Genomic DNA, 22,649 nt, shown 5'->3' on the forward strand with positions numbered 1-22,649 from the left:
GAGTGATATGATGCAAGTCTTCGCCGATCGCAATGCTGCGGCCGCTGGCATCGAGCGTAGGGCAAAGCTCTTTCGCGGTCTTGCCGACCCGAGCCGACTGGCGATACTGGGCGTGCTGTGTGAAGGACCGTTGGTTGTTCACGAGATCGTCAAACGCACAGGGCTATCGCAGCCCAACGTGTCAAATCATTTGCGATGCCTTCTGGATTGCGGACTTGTCGCCAGCGACCGCGATGGGCGCTTCATTCGCTACCGTATCAGTAGCGCACGTATCGCAACGCTGTTGAGCGATGTGGACGCACTTCTCGATGTGGTCGCAGGGGGCGTTGAGGCCTGCGACAACTATCGCGGGAGATAAGCAGCCACTAAGCGATGAAATAGACTAGGACAGAGCTAAAGGACGACTGATATTGATGTAACGCGCCGTCAAATTATTATAGCCGCTGTAGGTCTTACCAGCATTGCACCCTTCGCCGCGATTGCGCAGGGAGCTCCGTCGATCCACGTTCTTAAGGACCCGAATTGCAGCTGTTGCCGGGTTTGGGCTGATATTCTTCGGGCTGAAGGCTTCCGTGTGACCGAGGAGCGCAGCTTTGGAACACTGCTGGTCCGACACAAGTTGGACAATGGCATCCCCCAAGAGATGATATCGTGCCACACAGGCGAGATCGAAGGCTATATGATCGAGGGCCATGTGCCCGCAGCAGACATTCGTCGCCTTCTGGACGAACGCCGAGACGCAGTCGGTCTCGCCGTTCCCGGCATGCCCTATGGATCACACGGAATGGGGCCAGAAGATCAGCGTGAAGCCTACGATGTATTTCTGATCCGGCGCGACGGTAGCACCGAAGTGTTCACGAGTTACGAAGCAGCCTGACGGCAATTTCATTGATCGGAAACCATAAGGAGAAGACTATGAAGCAGCATAAATCACGCTATTTTGGTATGGTTGCGGTGTGTATGATCTCTGCTACTGTAGCCTTCGCACAGCAGCAGCGAGGCGATTGGGTGGGGTCACGGGCCAATGGGACCGAACCACATGTGGTCTGAACGCATGCCTGGCTGGGGACACGGCAACATGGGTCCGGGCCAGCAACAGCGCATGCAACGACATTGGACTTACATGAACGAGTGCGTGCCCGCAGCTTATCGGGGCGCTCGGAGCACTATTCGCGCGACGCCTGAAGTTATCGCGGAAGGCCAGACGCTATACACAGCGAACTGCGCAAGTTGTCATGGAGCCGAGGGTCTCGGGGATGGTGAGGCCGGTCGGTCTCTCGTGCCTTCTCCGGCTCTCCTTAGATGGTTTGTTCAGATGCCGATGTCGGGAGACGAGTATCTGCTCTGGGCAATTTCTGAGGGCGGTCAGCGCTTCGGAACAGAAATGCCAGCCTTCAGGGAAGCGCTGACTGAAGAAGAAATCTGGAAAATCATCGCATACATGCGTGCGGGGTTCCCGTGATACCGCGCACCGCGAACACTTTGTAGAGCTTTTGGCGGTGCTTCCAAAAATACACAATTTCGCCGATCACCACCAAAACTGACATTGGTGGAGCGCGCAGCATCGCTCACTCTGGGCTCGTTTGAGACCTTCGCGGCATCCCGCCCCAACGTCGGCAATGGTGTGAAGGGGCGTCTGTGCGCAGATGTTTTGGTCATCCCCATAATGTAGAGATCTCAAGAGTCTTATCGTCCGGGAAGTTTTGCTGTAACGTTCGATCATCGCGTGAACGGGGAATCCGAGTTGAAACAGCCTTCAGACCGCAAACAGGCTTGCGACAAAGTCAATCTGTCCAAGGTCCATTCTCCCTACCGCCGATCTCGGGTCGCTCTGAGCGTTGCAGCTATGCCGAGAGACCTAGGCGAGCTTCTGGATAGGCGCCTCGAGGACCATCGCCGTGACCGGTGAGATGACGTCCCATGATGCCTGGTTTCGGTCCAAGGTGAAGGAGGCACTGAATGACCAGCAGGCCGCGACACCGCATTCCAACGTGATGAACCTTGTGCAGGCGGTGATTGATGAGAAGCGCCGCCAACAGTCTTGAACAGTGCGTTCTGTTCTTACCTGGTACCTTCGTGCGTTTCGGGGTGTTTTGGTGGGTTGCCGCCGCTTCTTCTGTCAAAAAATTGTTTGCCGATCGGCTGCGTGACTTAGCCTTTGATTCCGACAAGGGCGGGTCGCGCTCGTGATCTGAAATTCTGCACTCACTCTCGTTGCCCAACCTCCGTCATAGCTTTCGGCGGAAACCCCAAAAAGTGTAGAGCGGGCTTTTTGTCCTTTGGAACTCAGACCCTGATCCAAAGGAAAATCCCCATGTCCAAACCCAGAACGGCCAACCCGGCTCTCGCAATCTCCGAAGCCGATCTCGCCTCTGCGCTAGCGCTTATCGGCAGAGAGATCCACCACCAACCCCTGCGCAGTTCAGCGCTCGCGCGTATCGTGCGCGAGACGTTCCATGGCAGCGATGCCGGCGGTGCCTGGGACTGGCGCATGGCATATGACCTGATGCAGGCCGCGGCTGTTCAGGTGCTGCTGCGTGGGGACGGCGCGGCAGGTGATATCGCCGCTGCAAGGCTGCTTGCCTCGCGGCTCCTGACGGAAACCCGCCGGTCCGAGCAGCAGATCCGGCTGCAGCAGTTTTCCACGCCGCTGCCATTTGCGGCGCTGGTCTTGCAGGCCACGGCGATCCGCAAGGGCGAGACCGTTCTGGAGCCCTCGGCGGGCACCGGTGCACTGGCCGCTTTCGCCGCCCGGGCTGGTGCCACGCTTTTGCTCAACGAGATCGACCCCTTTCGCCAAAGCCTATTGCGCGCGGTTTTCGGCGGCGAGGTGACGGGCCATGACGGCGAGCATATCGACGATCTGCTGCAGTCGCCGGTTCTACCCGACGTCGTGGTGATGAACCCGCCCTTCGCCTCCTCGGTCGACCGATCCCGCGACAAGCACATCGCTGCCAAACATCTCATTGCGGCTGCAAAGCGCCTGGCACCAGGTGGGCGCCTGGTGGCGATCATGCCGCCGGGGTTCACGCCCGAACGCGATGCCGCGCATTGGTCCCGCGCCTGCGGTCTCCTGACGCCACGATTGGCGCTGACGATGCCGGGGCAGGTCTACCGCAAGCTCGGCACATCTGTCGAAACCCAGCTGATGGTCTTCGACAAGGTGCAGGAGGACGGCGAAATGATCCGCGTCCCTGTGCGGGATCTGGATGAAGCCTTGGCATATGTCGATGCTGTGGCCTCAACCCGGACCGAGATGCGCCCCGTACAACAGGCAGCGGCGATCCCTAACGGGCGGCCGACCGTTCCATCCTCTGCTCCGCGCAAGACCGCCGCTGCGCCTGTCGCCCCCTCCAAACCCCGGGCCAATGCCGTCCGTCCGCTCAGTTTCAAGAGCCTTGAGACCCCGCGCGACAACACGCCGATCTCGGACATCTATGCGCGCTACCGTCCGCAGCGGATCGAGATCGCGGGTGCGCAGGAACATCCCACGCCGCTCGTTGAAAGCATCGCCATGGCCTCTGTGGTCCCGCCGGTGCCCTCAGGTGCCGCCAGTGCGGAATTGCGCCTGCCCGCACGGTTGATCGAGGAGGGACATCTCTCCGAGGCGCAGCTGGAAACCATCATCATGGCGCATGATGCCCATGGGCGTGATCTGCCGGGGCGGTTTATGATCGATGACGACCAGACCAAGTTGACGCGCGCCGATGATGACCCTAGTGCCCGGGCCTATCGCCTCGGTTACTTCCTCGGCGACGGCACCGGTTGCGGCAAGGGTCGCGAATGCGCGGGGCTCATTCTCGTGAACTGGCTTTCCGGGCGCAGGAAGGCGATCTGGGTCTCCAAATCCGCCACGCTCATCGAGGACGCCATCCGCGACTGGACCGATCTCGGCGGCTCGCCAGCCGACATCCAGCCGCTCTCCAAATGGAAACCGGATCAGCCCGTCCCGATGGGCGATGGAATCCTCTTCGTCACCTACGCCACGCTGCGGTCCGCGGGCAAATGCGGCACCACACGACTGAGCCAGATCTTCGACTGGATGGGCGAAGACTTTGAAGGCGTGCTGGCCTTCGATGAGGCCCATGCCATGCAGAACGCGGCAGGGTCTGAGCAGGGCAGGGGGGTCAAACCCTCTCAGCAGGGCCTTGCTGGCCTACGGCTGCAACTGGCAGCACCCCGCGCCCGCGTCTTCTACATTTCGGCCACGGGTGCCACGAGCGTGCACAACCTCGCCTATGCCGCGCGGCTGGGGCTCTGGGGGCAGGGCCCCGAATACCCCTTCCCGAGCCGCGAGGGTTTCGTTTCAGCGATGGAAGCCGGCGGCGTGGCTGCCATGGAGGTGGTCGCGCGTGATCTTAAGACGCTCGGGCTCTACACGGCCCGCGCCCTCAGCTTCGACGGCGTGGAGTATGACGTGCTCGAACACGCGCTCACCCCGGCCCAGATCGAGATCTACGACGCCTACGCTGGAGCGTTTCGGACGATCCACCACAATCTCGAAGCCGCGCTGACGGCGACCGGCGTCAACGACGCCTCTGGCGAGACCAATGCCTCGGCCGCTCGCGCCTCGGCCAAGTCCCGCTTCGAGAGCACGAAACAGCGCTTCTTCAACCATCTCCTGATGGGCATGAAAGCGCCGACCATCATCCGCGCAATCAAGGACGATCTGGCGGCGGGCAAGGCTTGCGTCATGCAGGTGGTCTCGACGGGTGAGAGCCTGCTGAAGCGCCGGCTTGAGACGATGGACCAGGAGGACGAGCTGGTCGAGGGCGCGCTAACGCCGCGCGACTACGTCCTGGGATACCTCGAACAGGCCTTCCCGATTCATGCGCAAAAGCTGGTCGAGATCGACGGCAACATGGTGGCGGAACCTTTGCGGGATGAGACCGGCGCGCTCGTTGTCTCGCGCGAGGCGCTCGCCCTGCGCGATGCGGCCATGATGGAGTTGATGACGCTGGCCCCGATCCCCTCGGCGCTCGACCAGATCCTCTGGGCCTTTGGCGAGGAGGCCGTGGCAGAAGTCACGGGGCGGTCCATCCGGCCCCTCAAGGCCGAGGATGGCCATCTCTTCATCGAAAAGCGCAGCCCCAGTAGCAATTCGTCCGAGACCCAGGCCTTCATGGACGGCGAAAAGGATATCCTGATCTTTTCCGATGCGGGCGGGACGGGCCGATCCTATCATGCGGCACAGACCGCGAAGAACCAAAAGCGGCGGCGTCATTACCTGCTGGAGCCCGGTTGGCGGGCCGATGCCGCGATCCAGGGGCTCGGCCGCACGCATCGCTCTGCCCAGGTCAGCGCGCCTTTCTTCCGGGTCTGCACCTCGGATGTGCATGGCGAAAAGCGTTTCACCTCGACTATAGCCAAGCGCCTCGACCAGCTGGGGGCCTTGACCAAGGGTCAGCGCGAGACCGGCTCGCAGGGCATGTTCCGCGAGGAGGACAATCTGGAAAGCCCGATCGCGCGGGCGGCGCTGCGTGGGTATTTCGCCGATCTTGCCGCCGGGCGGGCAGAGGCGATGAGCTACGAGAGCTTCACCGACTGGACAGCCCTGCGGCTGATCGACAAGGACAGGGTGCTGCTTGAGGAGCTTCCCCCGATCCAGCGGTTTCTAAACCGGGTGCTTGCCCTGCCCATCCACATGCAGAACGCGCTCTTTGCCGAGTTCATGCGCCGGATTGCTGATCAGACCGAACGGGCGCGCGCGGCGGGCACGCTCGATCTCGGCGTCGAAACCCTGCGCGGCGAAAAGATCGAACAGGTCTCCACGGAGGATCTCTGGACCTGCCCAAAGTCCGGCGCCGTGACGCGGATCATCGGGCTCGAGGTGACCGACCCAGTCCATGTACTGGACGCCAAAGAGGCCATGTCGCGCAATCCCGACAAGCTACCGATGGTTAACCGTGCTTCGGGACGCGCGGCGCTCATCTCGGCGCGTCCTATGCAGATGTATGACGAGGATATAGTCACGCTCATGCGCAAGGCGGTGCGGCCAAACGGGTCGAACTATCTCGAAGAGGCACGGTTCGAGTCCTCGGCCTGGGAAGACATCGACAGGCCCGAGTTTGCACGGCTTTGGGATGCCGAGGCCGCATCCCTGCCAAAAACCACCACGACCAAGCTCTACCTGCTGACCGGGCTGCTGCTGCCGATCTGGAAGGACATTCCGACCACCAATGAGCGCATCTACAGGGTCACACCGGACGGGGCGACCGCCATGATCGGGCGCACGCTGAGCGAAGAAGGTGCGGTCGCGCTGCTCGCCCGCTTCCTCGTGTCCAACCCTCAAACACCGCAGGAGATGCTGACCGCCGCCCTCGGCACCACCGCACTTGTCGATCTGGGCCGGGGTCTGACCCTGACCCGTCGCCGGGTCGCAGGCGAGATGCGTCTCGAGCTGGGTGGTGCGGATCGGGGCATGATTGAAGGTCTCAAGGCCATGGGGTGTTTCACAGAGATCATCGCCTTCCAATTGCGGGTGTTCCTGCCGCATGGGGACGGGATCGACACATTGGGCATTCTTAGCCGGATCGCTGGATCCGCACCGGACGTCGCGCGGAACGCGTCTTCAGTTGCAGCAGAATAGGCGAGGGGACGATCATGACACTCGGAGAGATCAAAGCCGCCATCGATGCAGGTCAAACCGTACACTGGGCCAACACCGGCTACCGCGTGCACAAGGACAGACTCGGTCAGTACCTGATCACGTTTGAGCCGAACGGTAGCACCATCGGGCTGACCGACCGGAGCGGGCAGCGGTTGAACGGGGAGGAAGCAGAGTTCTTTATCGCAGGATCGGAGGGTGGCGACGAGAAAAGCCAGGACAGCCAACTGAGACCAGACGGGTAGGGGAGGGGCGTCGTACCCGGCGGGGAGGTGGCACAGTCTCTCAGGCGCCAGCGCTGAACTGAAGGTTGGGAAGAAAGGAAAGCGAGCTTTCTGGTTTGTGATCCCAGGAGGGGTCGAAAAAGCAATCCCGGATGCGCTGGCAAGGACGTCAGGCACCGGACATATCAGAAGGAACCATCCCATGTTCGCAGGAACCCTCACCCGCAATGTCGAGACCGCAGCCGCTCAGTACACCGGCATGATCCACTCAACGCGCTTTGACATCGCCATCCAGTTGGAGGCGCGGGCCAAGATGTCCGAACGCAGCCCGGATTTTGACGTGACGGCAGTCAACAAATCAGGCCGCAAGGTGCGCATCGGCACGGCTTGGAACGAGACCGGCAATACCAGCGGCAACCCCTACATCTCGATGCAGATCGATGTCGGCTTGGGCCCCTTCCGGGTCAACGCGGTGCAGACGAAAGAGGCGCGCGCGGCCCATAGCGGCGAATTCGAGATCATCCCGCTGGTCTCCAACGGCCTGATGAAATCCGGCTCGATCTCGGGCGAACTGACCGCCATGGACGCCGACAACGCCTTCACCGGCTACATCGCCAACATGATGTTCGATCTGGAGTTCATGCTGATCGAGAACAGCTACAAATCCGAGGAAACCCACCCCGATTACCGTATCGAGGTCAGCTCGCCCCGGGGCACACCGATCCGCGTCGGCTCGGCCTGGATGGCGAAAAGCAGCCGCACGGGCAATGACTACCTGTCGCTGCTGATCAACACGCCCGATGGCGACCTGCGCGTGAACGCCGTGCAGAACGAAGAGCAGCGCGGCGGGCAGGCCTTCTCCATCATCCCGTTCATCGACAGCGGTGAGCAGCCGCAGGACGCAGGCACGGGGCTGTCGTTGGTCGCCTAATTGGTACGCGAGGGCGAGACGATCTGAACCCAAAGGGGAGCCGTGGGATCAAGGTTCCCCTTTTTCAGTGCTGGTGTGGTTGAATGTACCCAGCGTAAATTGCAGACGTTCGTGTCGCCCGCAGCTAATGCAACCGAAGTGCCCAAGGTGACCAGGGCGCTCCCGATCGGTTTCGCGTATGCAGCGAGACGTCCGTCATCTTCAACGGCCCTTTGCTGCCATCGATCTGGAATGCCGCCGCTGCGGAGTAGCGTCACCGAACCGGCCATTCATGGATTGTGCCGCATTTGGAGATGGCGGTTGATCGCAGAACGGGGCTTCCCCACCGTTCCGGAGGGGAGTTCAAATGATTGACCTGGATAGGCAGCACTTATGTCACAGTCAGGTCTTGCAGGCATTACCGAGCCCAACATCAATTAAAATGTCCCGAGAATCCCACGTCTTTGCGCTGCCCGCATTGGCCATTTCTTTAAGCACACTTTTGCAAGGAGAGCGCAATGGAACTTCAACCTCAACTAGTAGCAAATTGGCATGTTACAGAAGCCTGCAATTATCGTTGCAAGTTTTGCTACGGGCATTGGTCCAAACCAAAGGCTTCGGAACTTTGGCGCGATCATGCCGCGTGTAGGTTGCTGATATCGGAACTGGGCCGGTTTCTGTCACCTGACAACCCGCTTTGGGAACAACGTTTTGCCCGTCGGCCGCGACTTAACATTGCCGGAGGTGAGCCGACGCTTTGGGCAGGCGAGCTCGGGCACGTGGTTGATCACGCCGTTGCAGCTGGATTTGACGTGAGTTTGATCAGCAACGGTAGCCGTGCCGAAACGCTACTCAACGTTGCTTCAAAAATTTCAATGCTCGGCCTTAGTATAGATTCCACTCATTGCGACGGGAACTTGCGGATCGGACGAGTGGACAGAAGGGGCGCGCAAACCGGTTCGGACGATCTTATCGACTTGGTCCGCGAGTTGCGCGCCGCCAACCCTACACTGCAGATCAAGCTAAACACGGTCGTAAATGCGGTGAATGCCGAAGAGGATTTCTCGGCACTCATTTCCCATATTGCGCCAGACCGTTGGAAGGCCCTACGAATGCTGCCGTCCTACAATGACGAGCTGACCGTGGATGAAGAAAAATTCAAAAGGTTTGTCAGCCGCCACGCCGCTTTCCGGCGCATCCTTTCCGTCGAGGATAACCCCTCGATGGTCCAGTCCTATCTTATGATCGATCCGCATGGTCGCTTCTTCCAGAACAGGCTGGACAGTAAAGGGTATTACTACAGCGAACCCATCCTCGATACCGGGATCGAACGCGCGTTTGCGCAAATCCCGTTCTCCATCAACAGGTTTCTTGCGCGCGACCAACCTCTGGAGAGCACGTCATGAAATACTCGACCAGCAAAGAGATCGAGAAAGAGGTGCAATCGCGCGTACGAGAGGGCTGGCAGTATGTCCGAAAACGCAAACATGGGAGGCTGGTATCACCGACTGGTGGCTTTGTAACCGTGCCATGCACCCCCAGCGATCGCCGGGCGCTTCGCAACTTCCGGCGCGATGTGGAGCGGGTGTTGCATGGGCAGGCAAAACGTCACGCAGGCTGATTTGCCTCGCTCCAGCCGTGCTCGACCTCGGCCGCGGCGAGCAAAAACACCTTGCGCGCCTTGGTCACGTTCTGCTTTTGCAGATACCTGTAGGAGCGCGCGACAAAGGCACAATAGCATAGCCCCAAATCGAGCCGGTCAAAGAGGTCGGAGTTGGTTTTGCAGACCTCTGGGGTTTCGCTGACGCGTTTGAGGTCTTTTCGCAGCCTGTCCAGTGGTGGCACGTCTCTTCCACTTGCCATTTTGGACCATTCAATGCGCGCGCTTTCAGGATCCAAATGCGGAGAGAGCGCAGCGTAGAAGCCGCTCTTCGTTTCGTAGACAAGTGCGCTTTGGGCCGTGTCCAGCCATCTTGCTAAAGCCAGACGCGGTCCTCTGCGGATGGCATCCCCGCACGCAAGTTTTCGGAGCAACAGGACGCTCTCGGGCCTGTCTGGCCCGGTTTCAATTATCAAATTAAAGACAAAGACGCTCGCCATGAAAATATGTATCGGTGCCATGATAGCCCGCAAATCGGCGCGGTTGGTTGTTTCGAGCATGCTGGCACAGTCGTAGAAAAGCGGAGCAACGTGGGATTTCGGCACCCGGCGCAGTTCAGAAGCGAGCGCTTTCGACCCGCCTGAGGCCACGACCTCCTGTAAGTAATCCGAGGCAAGGACTGCGTCCTGAACGGCCTTGAGTGTATGAGCGCCGCGATCGCGCAAACCGGGTTCCGCTATAGACCAGGTGCCAAGCCGGATCACTTCGTTAGGCATATCTTGCGGGGATAGAAAAGAGAACCGGTGTTTGGCTTCAAGGTATCTGATGAACTTTGTAACCGCAGTCTTGGTTGCGTTGCCGGTCTTAAGCGCTCTCGTCCAGAACCTGTGTTGCGCTTCGTTGCCACCAACGCCCCCAACACGCGGTCCGAGCATAGAGTTCTTCAAAGACACCCCAACGATGTCGCAGTAGTCTTCCGGGTCGAGCAATAATCGTGCAAACCGCTTATTTTCACCGAAGAGAATCTGGGTTTGTGTCATTGTTGTCTGCGTAGCCTCGAGCTTTGATCGCCTGTGATCATAGTTAAGTTATGTATATGGCAAATGTTCGGTTTTCGTAAGCGTTCGCCGTGCGGGCTGCGATCTTGGGATAAGCATGGCACATCGTGATGGGCAATTACTCCCAACTTCGACAGTTAAGCCGCTAAACCATTGATATTGCTTAACCAGAATTGTGGTTTTTGCCACAACGCTGCGGTTTAAGTGGGTTTAGCGAGGCTCAGAGCGTCGAAGAGGACGAGTTGTTCGGGCTGGGTTTTGGATGTTCCTGTGAAGGTCCTTGGACCGATGTGTGTGGTGTGCTTCTGGATCCGCGCCAGCAGATCAAGCGCGGTACGTGGACTGGCTGCGTGGCCCTTGGCCTTCAGCCGCATGCGCATGACGCGGTAGAGGACGAGAGCGAGGAAGCAGATCAGGGCATGGGCGCGGATGCGGTCCGGCAGACGGTGATGAACCGGCGCGATCTCAACATCGGATTTCAGCACGCGGAAGCCGCGCTCAATGTCGGCAAGGCTTTTGTAGCGGGTGACGGCCTCTGCCGGGGTGAGATCGGGCGCGTTGGTCAGGAGGGCCAGTTTGCCGTCGAAGAGCTCCGCCGCGGTAATGGCCTCTTCATCGAGTGCCCAGGAGAAGCGGTCAGCGGTGAAGTCTGCCTTGATGAATCGCGTGAGTTCGGCCTCGGCCACGGCGCGCGTGAACCGGCTGTAGGCGCCCCGGTCGGACGCCCGGCGGCCGCGCGCCGTTTCGCCCGCGTCCTGGGCGTCCAGGCGTGTCACCAGCTTGTCGGCCATGGCGTCGAGTTCTGCAATCCGGCCCCGCCGCCTGGCCGATTGCAGGGCCGCACGGGTCGGGTCATGAGCCACGATCAGCCGGTGGCCTGCAAATGCCGCCTCGGCGAGCCCTTCCTCGGAGAAAGCGAGGCCCCGGAAGGTCTCAGCCAGTTCGCCGTAGCGCCGCGCGGGCACCGCCAAGATGAACCCGAGCTTGCGCCCGCCCTGATCGGCCATGGCCGTGAGCTCGCCAATGTTGTCCATGCTCAGCAGGCCACGATCGGCGACCAAGATGACGCGCTGCACCGGGAAGCGCTGTAGCACCGTCTTGAGCATCGCTTGCAAGGTCTTGGTCTCGGCCATGTTGCCGGGGTGAACGGTATGCATCAGGGGCAACCCCTCGGCCGTCTGCACAACACCGAGGACGAACTGCCGTGCGATACCACCGGTCTCTTTGTTCAGGCCGAAGGCGCGCAGATCGTCACTGACCTCCCCCTCGCCATGGATGCGCACGGTGGTCAGATCGTAGAAGATGATCGCCAGGTCATGGTCGACAAGGGGGCGGATCTGGCGGGCCAGTTCGATCTCCACCACCTCAGCATGATCCATAAGCGCATCCATGGCGCGCAGCAGGTGCTGATGGGTCACACTCTCCGGCATTGCGGGCATGGCCACCGTCTCCAGCCAACGCAGGCAGCCAAGCTTGCTGTCCGGGGCGCAGAGGCGGTTGAAAACCATGGCGCGGATCAGCGCCTCGGCATCAATCTCGCGGCGTCCCGACCGCAATGCACGGCTGAGCGCGCGATCAAAGCCAAGGTCCTTCCACAGCTCGTGCAGCGCAAAGACGTCGCCGTAGGCCCTTGCGCTCTCGGGAACAACCTCGAAAGCCGTATTTTCTGACCGCCCAAGCACCCTGTTCAACCCGTTGATCAGCGGGTCGAGCTTTTGCGGTGTGAGATCATCGATCCGACCGAGATTGGCCACGATGCGATGCCGGACCTTTCCGGCATCATCACGGAAGCCTTCGACGAGTTGCAGGTAGCGGCGCCCGCCGGACTGTGTGATTTTGGTGTACATGCCGCAACAATATCATTCAGGAACCCTTCATGTCAAAGGTATTTTTAGACTTACGTGCCACAACAAGACTTCGTAGATTGGGGCATGAGGGCACCATTAACCCATTGATTTTATTCGCACCGGACAGAGCCAAACCCCAAAAATCGACCCGTAACTGTCGAACTTGGGATTACTCGATCGGCCCAGAGCCGACCTTCAGCCTTGGATCAGAATGCCGCATCGCAGCCTATCAAAGCTGCCGTTCGCCGCACTTGCGAATCCCGGCGGGATCCGAAGGTCTGCTGAGCGGGACAAAGCCGCCGTTTCAACGAACAGCCTCAATCCCATCTTCTATCTATAGTATTGACTCCAATCATAGAGCTGTCCGAAAACACCGCAAAGTGCATCTCCCTTCGCAGTAAGCGAGTACCCGACACGTTGACGTGCATCGTTCTTTGGAGAACGCAATATCAACCCTTGCTCCTCGAAATCCTTCAACTGATCGGTCAGTACCTTCCGACTGATGCCGTCTATCGCTCGTGTGAGCTCTAGAAAATGAAGTTCACCTTCCGTTAGGCAGTGCAAAATTCTTGGCCCGTGTTTGCCACCTAACGTACGAAGTATTTCGGCGACGGGGCACGCACCGGTGATTGGATCTGCCCAAGACTTAATGAGAACATTTTTCTCTGTCACCTTGATCTCCCGTTACAAAAAAGTACCCAATTGTCGTGCTCGGCTGAGCGTTTAACAAACGCATTCAACACAGATTGGAGCTAGCACTTAGAATGTCAAAAACTGTCATAGAAACAATCCCCATACTGCCATTTGGCATGGTTAATTCATTCCTCATCGCCTTCGAGGGGAAAGCCATACTTATCGATACTGGCCTCCCTCAATCAGAGCCCAAAATTCTCAAGGCGTTGAAGAAACACTCTTTAGTCTGGTCGGATGTTAATGCCATCGTCCTGACGCATGCGCATATCGATCACGCTGGATCTGCAGTCGCGATTAAATCCCTAACATCCGCACCGATTATCGCACATGAAATGGAAATACCATATTGCCAAGGTGAACGGCCCACCTTGAACGCAACGGGGCTGTTTGGACGCCTCTTCTACAAAACAGGCGCGATTCTGGAACCCTTCCCCTATTTCCGGCCAGACGTTCCTATAGCGCAGCCCAAACTGAATCTTTCAGAATATGGTTTTCCGATGTGTACACTTCATTTCACTCCTGGACATACTCCTGGGTCGCTATCAGTACTGTTTGACGATGGACGGGTGATCGCTGGTGATCTGGCAGCTTCGGGAATACTTCTCGGTGGAATTGCCTTTCGCAAACGCCCCAAACGCCCTCCCTTTGAAGAAAGTGCCGCTCTGGTTGCTACGTCCCTTGAACAGCTTTTGGCACTAGGGGCGCGAAAATTCTATATTGGTCATGGTGGACCACTTGGAGCCAAAACGATCGACACTCATGTTCATGCGTTGAGAAAGATTAGCCCCTTACCGGGTTGATCGTCGATTTCTACCAACGTGAAACACCGGTCAAAATGGGCTCGCTGCCGACCTCGGATGCATCGCAGCATCATGTGATATGGTGCCTTGTCAACGTCGGGTTGTCGATGTGGGAGGGCGCGGTGGATCGGAGGATCCATCATGGAAACACCAAACCTACCCGCCATCCGCGCACCGCGCCCAGCCTGGAACAAAGGTCGAATTGTCGGTCAGAAGAGGCCGCTCAAGCCCAAACACGTCTGGGCGATCAGGGTGCGGCTGGAGCTGGGCGAGAACCATCGTGATCTGGCCCTTTTCAATCTTGCCATCGACAGCAAGCTGCGCGGCTGCGATCTGGTGAAAATGAAGGTGGTCGATGTCATGGCGTCAGGCCAAATCAAGGAACGCGCGTCGGTTCTGCAGAGCAAGACCCAGAAACCTGTGCGTTTCGAAATCTCTGAGGGCACGCGAGCGTCGCTGGCAAGGTGGATGAGGGAGCCGCTCATGGTCGGATCCGAACACCTCTGGCCTGGGCGTTTTCACGAACGGCTTCACATCTCGACCCGCCAGTACGCGCGTATTGTCCGAGAATGGGTGACATCCATTGGTCTGGAGGCCAGCGCCTATGGCACACTCTCAATGCGGCGAACGAAGGTAACGCAGATATATAAGAAGACCGGCAACCTGCGGGCGGTGCAACTCCTCCTTGGCCACACGAAGATGGACAGTACGGTGCGTTACCTCGGCGTGGAGCTCGAAGATGCGCTGGCGATCGCCGAAGCTATCGAAATCTGAAGACTTGGGCCGTCTTTACGGACGGCCTAAACCGGACCTCAGCTACTCGATCAAACACCGCACCGCAGCTTCACCACAACGGACATTCACGCCGATTGCGGGTTCGCTTTGCCCAGAGTAAACGTTCACAGCAATGCCGGGAGTTATTTTATGGACCAGTCCGATCAGGAGCTCGATCTTCTCAGCGCGTTGTTGCATGCGCTGCCCGTCGAGAACATGCCCATGACGCTTAGCGAGCTTGATGGCTACTTGGTCGGTGTTCTAGCCTGCCCGGATGTCATTCCGCCCTCTGATTGGATTTCCCATGTCTGGGGTGAAACAGGTGAGGCAAACTTTCCCGATCAGAAAACCGCCGAGGCCACGATCAGTGCGGTCATGGCTCACTACAATTCGGTTGCTGAGGCGATTGCTCGTTCGCTTTGGATCGAACCCATCTATGAGGTCGACCCTAGCAGTGATGAGGTAATGTGGGAGCCTTGGGTCGATGGCTTCACTCGCGCCATGGGGCTAAGACCCATTGTTTGGGAACAACTGCTCGATCAAGCCGACGAAGAAACGCGGACGGCGATGATTTTCATGATGGCGCTTCAGGACATATACACTGGCCACAGCAAGTTCACGGATGAGGAGATCGACGAAATCGACCTTGAAGCACCCGATCTGATCCCGAACTGCGTTGCTACAATACTCTCTCAGTCCCGCCCCGAACTGTTTCGCACGGAGCCCGCTAACCGGTCAGAGGCACCGTTCAAGGCTGGTCCCCGGCCAGGACGCAACGATCCCTGCTCCTGTGGGTCGGGCCGAAAATACAAGCAATGTTGCGGTCGGAACTGACCACCAGCTCAGGCTTGTCCGGCCCAGAGCCGACCTTGGTAGTCTGTGCGGCGCACGGCGGCTCGGAGCCCAATTTGCCGAATGCTGCGTCTTGTATGAATGTCTGCAAACTGGACCCACAAATTTGAAACTACTCTCCGCTTCTCAGAAGGATTGCTCCAACACTCAGTATCCCGACAATTGAGATCAGCGCACTGGCTTCGCGCAGGTTGGTGAGGTCCGATATCACGCCGTAGGCGATTGTACCCAGAGCCGTGGAGCCGAGCCCAACCATAACCCAAAGCCCCATGATCCGCCCGTGGAAGCCATCAGGAATCGACAATTGTATCTTTGACTGATTTGCTACGCCGACGATTGAAGCTGCGCAGCCCAATGTTGCTGCACATGCCAATCCCAAAAGCCAATTCTCGGTTTGCGACATGAGCCAAAGTGCTGCAAAGCCAGCAACGCCAAGATACTCAGCGATGTGTTTAGGAAGTTCTTTTTGAAGCGCCATAAACGCCGCAGCACAAACCGCTCCTAGTCCGGCTGCCGAGAGCAATAATCCAGCCCCATCCGCCTCCCGACCAAAGGAGGTTGCAGCAAAGAGTGGGAACAGGTCGACGGCTGCACGCCCACCGAAACCGAACACGCCTGTCAGCAGAAAAGCTGTTGTCACCGGGCGACTATCACAGATAACAGCCCAGCCATCGCGGAGTTGCGTGAGAAAACTGCCGCTTGAAGTTGCGCGTTTTGCGACGTCGTTCCTTAGCGACCATATGACCAGAGCCAGCACTAGATTACCAATCGCTCCTAAAAGAAGAACCGGAGAGATACCAACCATCACAATGAGAAGCCCGGCCAGAGCTGGGCCAATCATACGGGTCAAGTTAAACACCATTGAGTCGAGAGCGATGGCTCTGGGCATTAGTATTTTGGGAACAAGCGCAGGCACCAAGGCCATACGCAACGGCTGATGAGCCGAAACAGTTATGCCGATCAGACATTCGAAAATGATCAGTGTGCCTACGGTTACGAGGTTGGCGAGCGCAAGGACGAAAAGCAGTGTGGTCAGAACTGCCAGAACAAGCTGAACCTTTACCATCGCGGGGATGATCCGAACCCGGTCGGCAACTGCGCCAAAAAGCGGTCCAACGATGACAGTTGGAACAAGCTGCGCGGCAAGCACAACGCTTGACCAAAAGGTTGACTCGGATAGCTCCCACACGAGCCAAAGCACCGCGACCCGCTGCATCCAAATGCAAGTCAGAGCGACGCTATTTCCAGCGCAGTAACGTAGATATAAAGCGAAACCAGTTTTGACCATCAGGGCACTCCAATTTGACGGTGAGTGCCCAGGCGAACGGCTAAAAAACTACGCTTCCCGATGGTTGCCCATCTAATTCTCGCCAGTTACGTAGCCATCTTGACATATCATGTGGTCTATTCAGGCACAATCGGCAACCGGCGCACGATTTCGACAGCCGACATTGGCGCAGCCGCAGCGAAAGAGCGCTCCGTCCGCACTGCAGGCCTTGGAAGTTCCAGCAACGAACGTCTGCTTTCCGCCCATCACGTCGAATGCTGCGAAAAGTAATTCACATAGTCGCCAGCACATCAACCTTGGGCTAAGCCTTGCGGCCTCCCCAGCTCGGCTTCGCGTGTCGCAGGGGAGAACGGCCCTTCGGTCCGTCGCGCATTCGGCCATGCGGCCTCACCGCGGCGTTGCACCCAGGCCCCCGGTTTGCCCGCCTCGCGAGCACGTCCCTCCCCGGCCGCTCCGCCGGATTGCGCTCTGGTCTGTTTTGCGGAGCAAAACGCTCCCGCCGCTTCATCCGTCTTCCGCGTCCGGTCGGGCCGTTTGCCTGCTCGGGTCGGGCAAACCTGCCGTCAAAACACACACACATGAGTGCGGAAGCATATCCTCCGGATGGCCCCCAAATCAGCCCGCGTCAAGGATCGCATAACTTTTCGGCGAGGGCGGGGCCTGTGGCGCGGGGCGATCCCATGCGTGAGGGCGCGCATGTGTCCGGTGCTGCACGCGGAAAACTTTTGCGCCCGGCAAGCCGGCGGCTGCGCCGTCCCTGACCCGGGCAGATTCGGAAACCAGGCATTCGGCCATGCCCCCACACTCACGTGGTGGCCTTGGAACCGAACACTGGAGACCAGACATGGCTTATGACACCGCGAACACCTACGAGACCATCGAGCTTTTTGGACTGACCGAGAAGGACGCCCACCTGCCGATCCCGGAGGATCACGTCCTGACCGACCACATCATCCGCGAGAGCTTCGAGGCTTTGCTCGGGCAGTTGCGCGGGACCGGGCTTGAAGCGGAAATCGAACCGCTGGCGCATGGGCTCGCCACGATCCTGCAGCGCCGCAAGGTGGCGCTCGGCAAGGAGGTCGACCGTACTGCGGACAAGATCGGCGCGCTGGCAAAATCCCACGACGGGTCGGAGATCGCCGAGACCGCACTCGAAGAGGCGCAGGCGCGCTTTCTGCAGCTGCGCGAGATCGTCGGCGCGATCGAGGTGATGAGCGAGGCCGCAGCGGAATGCTACGAGGTCGAGACGGGTCACGCCTTCATCCCGGCAGCCGGGTCGCGGGCGAGCGTCCGGGCGCAAGAGACCGGGGCGGTCTTCGAGGCCCGGCAGCTCCTCGATCAGCACGACCGCGAAACCGCCGCGAAGTCGAAAGTCGAGGGGGTGCCCCTGATCGTCTCGGGCGCCACCGACTGGAGCGATATCGACGTCATCTTCAACACGCTCGACAAGGTTCGCGAACGGATCAAGCAGAACCGCAATCAGGAGATCTTCCTCTGCCACAAGGGTGGCAAGCACGGGGCGGAGATGATTGCGGCCCGGTGGGCCCGAGCACGCGGGGTCGCGCAAGCGCGCTTCGATCCGCGCTGGTCCGCGCATGGGCGTGCGGCACCGTTCAAGTGCAACGACGAGATGCTAGACGACAAGTTCGCGGCGACGGGGGTTGTGCTCTTCGGCGGCAACGGGGTCGCGCTGAACCTCGGGCAGAAGGCGGAAGCGAAAGGCCTGACGGTCATGCGGGTTGCTGACCCGGCGAAGACGGCGTCGCAGGAGTGAAGAGAGGGGGTCGCGCTTCGCGCGGCCCTTTCGTCATGTCTCATGGCGCGTGCGATCGGTCATGCGTGATCGGCAGTCTGCGGCGGCCGGCACTGCCATCCCTCTACCCAGTCCGTCAGAGTGCGGCCCATCCGCATCGGTATGGGATGCGGATGGTGCGCACCTCACGCACATCGTTAGCGGGGCAAGACGCGAGGGATCGAGACGTCGCACTTGAGGCTGAAGACTTGCGTATCCCTCGGGTGGTGTTTCGGAACATCGCATCCACGCGGGCGGGCTCCGTCAGCACCCCGGCCAGGCTTGGCGGGACGCGGACGCGGATGGTGGCGGCTGCGTGATGGCAAGGGTCATCCGGATCACTCCTTTTTGCTCATAGATGTGGATCGCACGGGGTCGGCCCAATCGTGCCCTGCGCTTGCGCTCCGGCAAGCATAAATACGGCTTCCACGGCGGAGCCGCGGACCCTCCGCATTTGCGTTTGCGACCGGGCCTCTTGCCCCCGTGCTGGCAGATCCCCATCGCAACAAGGAGTAACCCTAATGACCAACCACTACGTCGCCACCGTCCCCGTCAAGTTCACCGATACCGATGGCCAGGAGCGCACCCGTTTTCAGCGCGTGGGTGCGATGTTCCGCAACACCCGCAACGGGGATGGCTCGGAGTTCTTCAGCCTCAAGCTCGACTTCCCGGTCGCGGTCTCGGAGCTGGTGATGTTCCCGCCGAGCGCAAAGGATCCCCAGGACTGAATCCTCTCAAGAGGATGGGCCGCCCCAGGACGGTCTTGGGGTGGCCCGATCCCTGTTCCAGGGATGCCGTCACCGGCGCGTGTGAACGCCCACAGCGACTTCCTCTTGGTGTCGGTATCCTCGCGCTCAAAGGACTATCGCCGCCCGGAATGATCAGGCCGCGACAGACCGGCCAGTCAGCCTCAAGGGGGCCATCCACAAAAACCTATCGGCCAGGGCCTCCCGGTTTTTGCGGCAGAGATTTGGGGACCCAAATCTGGCTCTCCTTGACCCTGCCTGTCCGCCCTGTCGGTAGGGTTTGCGCCCGCCCGCGTTTCCGTCCGAACACATGCGTGTTCGGCCAGACCCTCGGGCGGAGCTGGGGAAGGGGACCCATTGCACAGGTGGGGTTCTTGATGGCGAGGGGACAGGCCCGCGTCCCTACGGGCCGCGGGGGAAGCGGACACCAAGGCTGCCTGAGACTGAACGCGACGTAAGTATATAATTGACAGCTTCGTATAGTATCGTAAGGTGGAGGCAGCCTTGGTGGAAGGTGGCAGGAAATAGGGGGTCTTTCTTCCGCATGTCCCGAACAAAACGCCTGACAGAGATCAAGAAGATGCAGATCGTCCGCGCGGCCGCGGAGGGTGTGTCGACGTCCGAGCTGGCTGCGCGGTTCGGTGTTACATCGCGCGCCGTGCGCTACGTTTTGAAAGCCGATGCTGAACGCCAGACGGATGTCGCAATTCCGGTCTCAGCGGTCAGTGTGAAGGTGACGGCTGCGGAGCTGGCGGCGCTCGACGCGGTGCTGGCCGAGGCCGGGATCGAGAGCCGTGCCGAGGGGCTGCGGCGGCTCATTCAGGCGGCAGGCGGGGTGTTCGTTCCGGACGCGCAGATGGCAGCAGAGATGGCGCGCTACCGCGCTTCACTGCACGAGGTCGGCAATGGGGTCGCGCAGATCGCCAAACAGATGACGCAGGCCAACCGGCGGGGGCAGGCGGCCGTGGGGGGCACGCGTGCCGAGTTCACCGAATTGCGCCTTGCCCAGATGCGCGGGTTGGCGCGGTTCATCCTGGATTCTGCTGACGAGATCGATCTGCTTCTGCGCCGCCGTCGGGACGCAATGCAGCTGCAGGCCACGGCCGCGCTGAGGGAGTTTGCGCATGCGGCTGAATGATGCCGTCCATGCCGTCACGGGCGAGGTCTTTCGGGATGGCTGGAGCCGCGTTCGGGGCTCGATGCAAGGTCTGCACGTGGCCAAGCAGACCCAGCTTACCCGCGCGGCAGCAGGCCACCGGCCTGCGGTCTTCAAGGCGATCAGAGGCGGGGGTACGCATACCAAATCGCAGCTCGCAAACCAGCTCGATTACCTCACCACCAAGTCTACCCATCTCGTGGACAGTAGCGGGTTCCTGGATGGCAAGGCGAAGCTCGAGGCGGGTGACATCAAGGACCTGACCGAGCGCTTTGCCAAGCGGTGGGATGCGGGCTTCAAGCCCAAGCTCGGACAGACCACCCACATGCTCATGTCCTTCCCCGTGGGCACGCGTGGGGAGGATGTGCGCGACATCGCGACGGACGTGGCCGAGCGGTTCTTCCAGACCGATGAGGGGCATTTCGATTACATCATTGCGGTGCATGAGGACCGCGATCACCCCCATGCGCATCTGGTGCTGAACCGCCGCTCGCAGGAAGGCGAGTTCTTCTTCCTCGGCCGCAATCACCGCTTCAACTATGACGATTTCCGCCTTGCCATGGTCGAGGAGGCCGAGAAGTACGGTGTGCGCCTGGAAGCCACACGGCGGGTGGATCGCGGCGTCGTGCATTACCCAGCCCGCACCAGCGAAGTTTATGCCGCGAAGGAAGAGGGGCGCGCACCCCGCGAGCGCGAACGCGTGGGGCAGGACCTGACCCGGACGCTGGCGGAGATCGCCAACACCAGAACCGTCTACCATTCGCTTGCCGCGGAGGCTTCGCGCGAGGCCCGCGAGGATATTGCCGCAGCCCTCTTCCGCGCGGGCGAGGTGCTGGCGCATGGCGGGCAGGTGGACCGAACAGGAGATGTGTATATGGCCGAGGACCAAAGCTTCGAGGATCTGAGAAGCCTCTATGCAGAAAAGCTCGCGCGGGTGCAGGGCATGATCGCCGAGAAGTCTGACGCGGAACGTCCCGTGCTGGAAAAATGCCTCATCGAGATCCAGACGCAGGTCCAGCACATGCAGCCTCTCGGTTTGCGATCATCCACGCTGTCAGAGACCCCCTCGGAGGGCGGGATCTATTCCGAGGCCAATATTGACGCCAGCCAGCGCGAGCGACTGACCGAGCCCGACCTGAGATCGCGCATTGACGCGGCACTACACGCCACTGGGATCAGCACATCGGAAGTGGTGGCCCGGATCGAGACGGGGGCCTCGAGCGCCGCGCTGGAGCATCAATGGATCGCAGATGATCTCTCCAAGGTGGCCGAGGCGCGCGATCTGAACCTTGAACGCCGCGCCGATCTGGAACAGGCGCGCGATATTCTCAACGATGTGCATGTCGAACTTGGCACGCTCTTGGAACGGGAAAACGTGCTGCGCCGGGATGGTGTCATGGAAGCGGAACCGATCAGCGAGCGGTTCCATTATCACCGGGACGCGGTCCGGGCGATGGAAGGGACAATCCGTCAGGAGATGCGCGCAGACGGCCTGACCGCGCAGCAGATCGAGGACCTGGACTGGGAGGTGGTCTCGCGGGCTGAGCGTCGGATCGAGACGGAGCAGCGCGCGTATCTCGAGGCACACCCGGAGCTGCTCGCACGTCCCGGCGATGTGATTGACCGGTCTGAGCCTTACAGGGAGATCATTACCGATGCGGCCCGCGCCAGCGAGATCATCCGCGAGGTAGACCGGATCATGGAGGGACGTGACCTCCGCACGCCCGTTGCGGATGCTGTCGCAGATGACTTGCGCGCGCGCTTTCCGGATATGCCGTCCCACCTCTCCCGCGGGCTCGGCGCGACCTATGCCGCCGTCGTCGAGATACGCGACACAGAGGCCATCAACCAGGTCCGCCGCGAAAACGAGTTGCGCGAGGGGCTTGGATCTGGCACGCGCGACGACATCCTCGCGACCCGCGATGAAACTGCGCCGCAGTCTGACCGTGCCGACCGCCTTGCAGACGAGATTACGCGTGTTCTGGAGCATGAGCGGGCGGGGGAGTTGTCCGCGCCCTTCGAGACCGAGGCGGAGCGGGACGCCTTCCGTGGCGAGATCGCGCGGGTGCTGGACGTTCGCCAACGCGACCGGCTCACATCCGGCGATGCCGATGCGCTGGACAAGGTTCTCGAGGACCGCCTCGACCGGCTCTATGTCGCCAAGGTCTATCTGCAATCCGATGCAGCGACGGCCAACACGGAGGCCTTGCGCCAGGTGGTCGATGATCTCGCCGACACCGAATATGAAAAACACCGCACTGGCGATGTGGATGGCGAGACCGAGCGGGGACAGGTCCATTGA

20 protein-coding genes and 1 riboswitch are annotated in these 22,649 nt (G+C 60.1%); of the genes, 15 read left to right on the forward strand and 5 right to left on the reverse strand.

What is annotated here, in order from left to right:
• The first annotated feature begins 7 nt into the window (after positions 1 to 7).
• The 3 genes from C1J04_RS17630 (at position 8) to C1J04_RS19805 (ending at position 1,462) form a co-directional block, all read left to right on the forward strand.
• A complete protein-coding gene (locus C1J04_RS17630) occupies positions 8 to 358 on the forward strand; it encodes an ArsR/SmtB family transcription factor (protein WP_114865686.1) in 351 nt (116 codons plus the stop codon).
• Positions 359 to 409: 51 nt separating this feature from the next.
• Entirely contained in the window at positions 410 to 877 is a 468-nt protein-coding gene (locus tag C1J04_RS17635) for a DUF411 domain-containing protein (RefSeq protein WP_114865687.1), read from the forward strand.
• A 246-nt stretch (positions 878 to 1,123) separates the two neighbouring features.
• Positions 1,124 to 1,462, forward strand: a complete 339-nt coding sequence (locus C1J04_RS19805; protein ID WP_231036370.1) for a c-type cytochrome — start codon at positions 1,124 to 1,126, stop codon at positions 1,460 to 1,462.
• Here the strand turns inward: C1J04_RS19805 and C1J04_RS19370 are convergent.
• Positions 1,366 to 1,572, reverse strand: a complete 207-nt coding sequence (locus C1J04_RS19370; RefSeq protein WP_162797850.1) for a hypothetical protein — start codon at positions 1,570 to 1,572, stop codon at positions 1,366 to 1,368. The two genes, C1J04_RS19805 and C1J04_RS19370, sit on opposite strands and share 97 nt — an antisense overlap.
• 326 nt (positions 1,573 to 1,898) lie before the next feature.
• On the opposite strand from C1J04_RS19370, the gene C1J04_RS19375 reads away from it, so the two are divergent.
• The 5 genes from C1J04_RS19375 to C1J04_RS17660 all read left to right on the forward strand — a co-directional run bounded on the left by C1J04_RS19375 (position 1,899) and on the right by C1J04_RS17660 (position 9,147).
• Positions 1,899 to 2,045, forward strand: coding sequence for an antitoxin PaaA2 family protein (locus tag C1J04_RS19375; RefSeq protein WP_153218031.1), 147 nt, complete (start codon positions 1,899 to 1,901; stop codon positions 2,043 to 2,045).
• A 269-nt stretch (positions 2,046 to 2,314) separates the two neighbouring features.
• Positions 2,315 to 6,589: a strawberry notch family protein gene (locus C1J04_RS17645; RefSeq protein WP_114865688.1), complete on the forward strand. Its 4,275-nt coding sequence runs from the start codon at positions 2,315 to 2,317 to the stop codon at positions 6,587 to 6,589.
• Positions 6,590 to 6,603: 14 nt separating this feature from the next.
• Positions 6,604 to 6,852: a hypothetical protein gene (locus C1J04_RS17650; protein WP_114865689.1), complete on the forward strand. Its 249-nt coding sequence runs from the start codon at positions 6,604 to 6,606 to the stop codon at positions 6,850 to 6,852.
• Positions 6,853 to 7,033: 181 nt separating this feature from the next.
• Positions 7,034 to 7,762, forward strand: coding sequence for a DUF736 family protein (locus C1J04_RS17655; RefSeq protein ID WP_114865690.1), 729 nt, complete (start codon positions 7,034 to 7,036; stop codon positions 7,760 to 7,762).
• Positions 7,763 to 8,259: 497 nt separating this feature from the next.
• Positions 8,260 to 9,147, forward strand: a complete 888-nt coding sequence (locus C1J04_RS17660) for a viperin family antiviral radical SAM protein (protein WP_114865691.1) — start codon at positions 8,260 to 8,262, stop codon at positions 9,145 to 9,147.
• Positions 9,148 to 9,349: 202 nt separating this feature from the next.
• Here the strand turns inward: C1J04_RS17660 and C1J04_RS17670 are convergent, their stop codons facing one another.
• The 3 genes from C1J04_RS17670 to C1J04_RS17680 form a co-directional block, all read right to left on the reverse strand.
• Positions 9,350 to 10,381 (reverse strand): hypothetical protein, encoded by a 1,032-nt coding sequence (locus C1J04_RS17670; protein WP_114865693.1) that lies wholly within the window; start codon positions 10,379 to 10,381, stop codon positions 9,350 to 9,352.
• 218 nt (positions 10,382 to 10,599) lie between these two features.
• Entirely contained in the window at positions 10,600 to 12,246 is a 1,647-nt protein-coding gene (locus C1J04_RS17675) for an IS1634 family transposase (protein ID WP_114865694.1), read from the reverse strand.
• Positions 12,247 to 12,576: 330 nt separating this feature from the next.
• Positions 12,577 to 12,918, reverse strand: coding sequence for a winged helix-turn-helix transcriptional regulator (locus tag C1J04_RS17680; protein ID WP_254693895.1), 342 nt, complete (start codon positions 12,916 to 12,918; stop codon positions 12,577 to 12,579).
• Between the two features lie 92 nt (positions 12,919 to 13,010).
• Between C1J04_RS17680 and C1J04_RS17685 the strand changes: the two genes are divergently transcribed.
• From C1J04_RS17685 to C1J04_RS17695, 3 genes are all read left to right on the forward strand, one after another.
• Positions 13,011 to 13,739, forward strand: a complete 729-nt coding sequence (locus C1J04_RS17685; RefSeq protein ID WP_103911998.1) for an MBL fold metallo-hydrolase — start codon at positions 13,011 to 13,013, stop codon at positions 13,737 to 13,739.
• Between the two features lie 141 nt (positions 13,740 to 13,880).
• On the forward strand, positions 13,881 to 14,513 hold the full coding sequence (locus C1J04_RS17690; RefSeq protein ID WP_114865695.1) for a tyrosine-type recombinase/integrase: 633 nt from the start codon (positions 13,881 to 13,883) through the stop codon (positions 14,511 to 14,513).
• Positions 14,514 to 14,663: 150 nt separating this feature from the next.
• On the forward strand, positions 14,664 to 15,347 hold the full coding sequence (locus C1J04_RS17695) for a UPF0149 family protein (protein WP_114865696.1): 684 nt from the start codon (positions 14,664 to 14,666) through the stop codon (positions 15,345 to 15,347).
• Between the two features lie 130 nt (positions 15,348 to 15,477).
• On the opposite strand, the gene C1J04_RS17700 is transcribed toward C1J04_RS17695, so the two are convergent.
• A complete protein-coding gene (locus tag C1J04_RS17700; protein ID WP_114865697.1) occupies positions 15,478 to 16,653 on the reverse strand; it encodes an MFS transporter in 1,176 nt (391 codons plus the stop codon).
• A gap of 19 nt (positions 16,654 to 16,672) precedes the next feature.
• Positions 16,673 to 16,753: riboswitch (ZMP/ZTP riboswitch) on the reverse strand.
• Positions 16,754 to 17,497: 744 nt separating this feature from the next.
• On the opposite strand from C1J04_RS17700, the gene C1J04_RS17705 reads away from it, so the two are divergent.
• The 4 genes from C1J04_RS17705 (at position 17,498) to C1J04_RS17725 (ending at position 22,649) form a co-directional block, all read left to right on the forward strand.
• Positions 17,498 to 18,427, forward strand: a complete 930-nt coding sequence (locus C1J04_RS17705; protein ID WP_114865698.1) for a DUF2493 domain-containing protein — start codon at positions 17,498 to 17,500, stop codon at positions 18,425 to 18,427.
• A 539-nt stretch (positions 18,428 to 18,966) separates the two neighbouring features.
• Positions 18,967 to 19,173: a hypothetical protein gene (locus C1J04_RS17715; protein ID WP_007120662.1), complete on the forward strand. Its 207-nt coding sequence runs from the start codon at positions 18,967 to 18,969 to the stop codon at positions 19,171 to 19,173.
• 562 nt (positions 19,174 to 19,735) lie between these two features.
• Positions 19,736 to 20,329, forward strand: a complete 594-nt coding sequence (locus tag C1J04_RS17720; RefSeq protein ID WP_114865700.1) for a helix-turn-helix domain-containing protein — start codon at positions 19,736 to 19,738, stop codon at positions 20,327 to 20,329.
• Positions 20,316 to 22,649, forward strand: coding sequence for a relaxase/mobilization nuclease domain-containing protein (locus C1J04_RS17725; protein ID WP_114865701.1), 2,334 nt, complete (start codon positions 20,316 to 20,318; stop codon positions 22,647 to 22,649). The genes C1J04_RS17720 and C1J04_RS17725 overlap by 14 nt, the downstream gene beginning before the upstream one ends.

The sequence above is a fragment of the Sulfitobacter sp. SK025 genome (assembly GCF_003352105.1).
In the GTDB taxonomy this organism is placed as follows: domain Bacteria; phylum Pseudomonadota; class Alphaproteobacteria; order Rhodobacterales; family Rhodobacteraceae; genus Sulfitobacter; species Sulfitobacter pontiacus.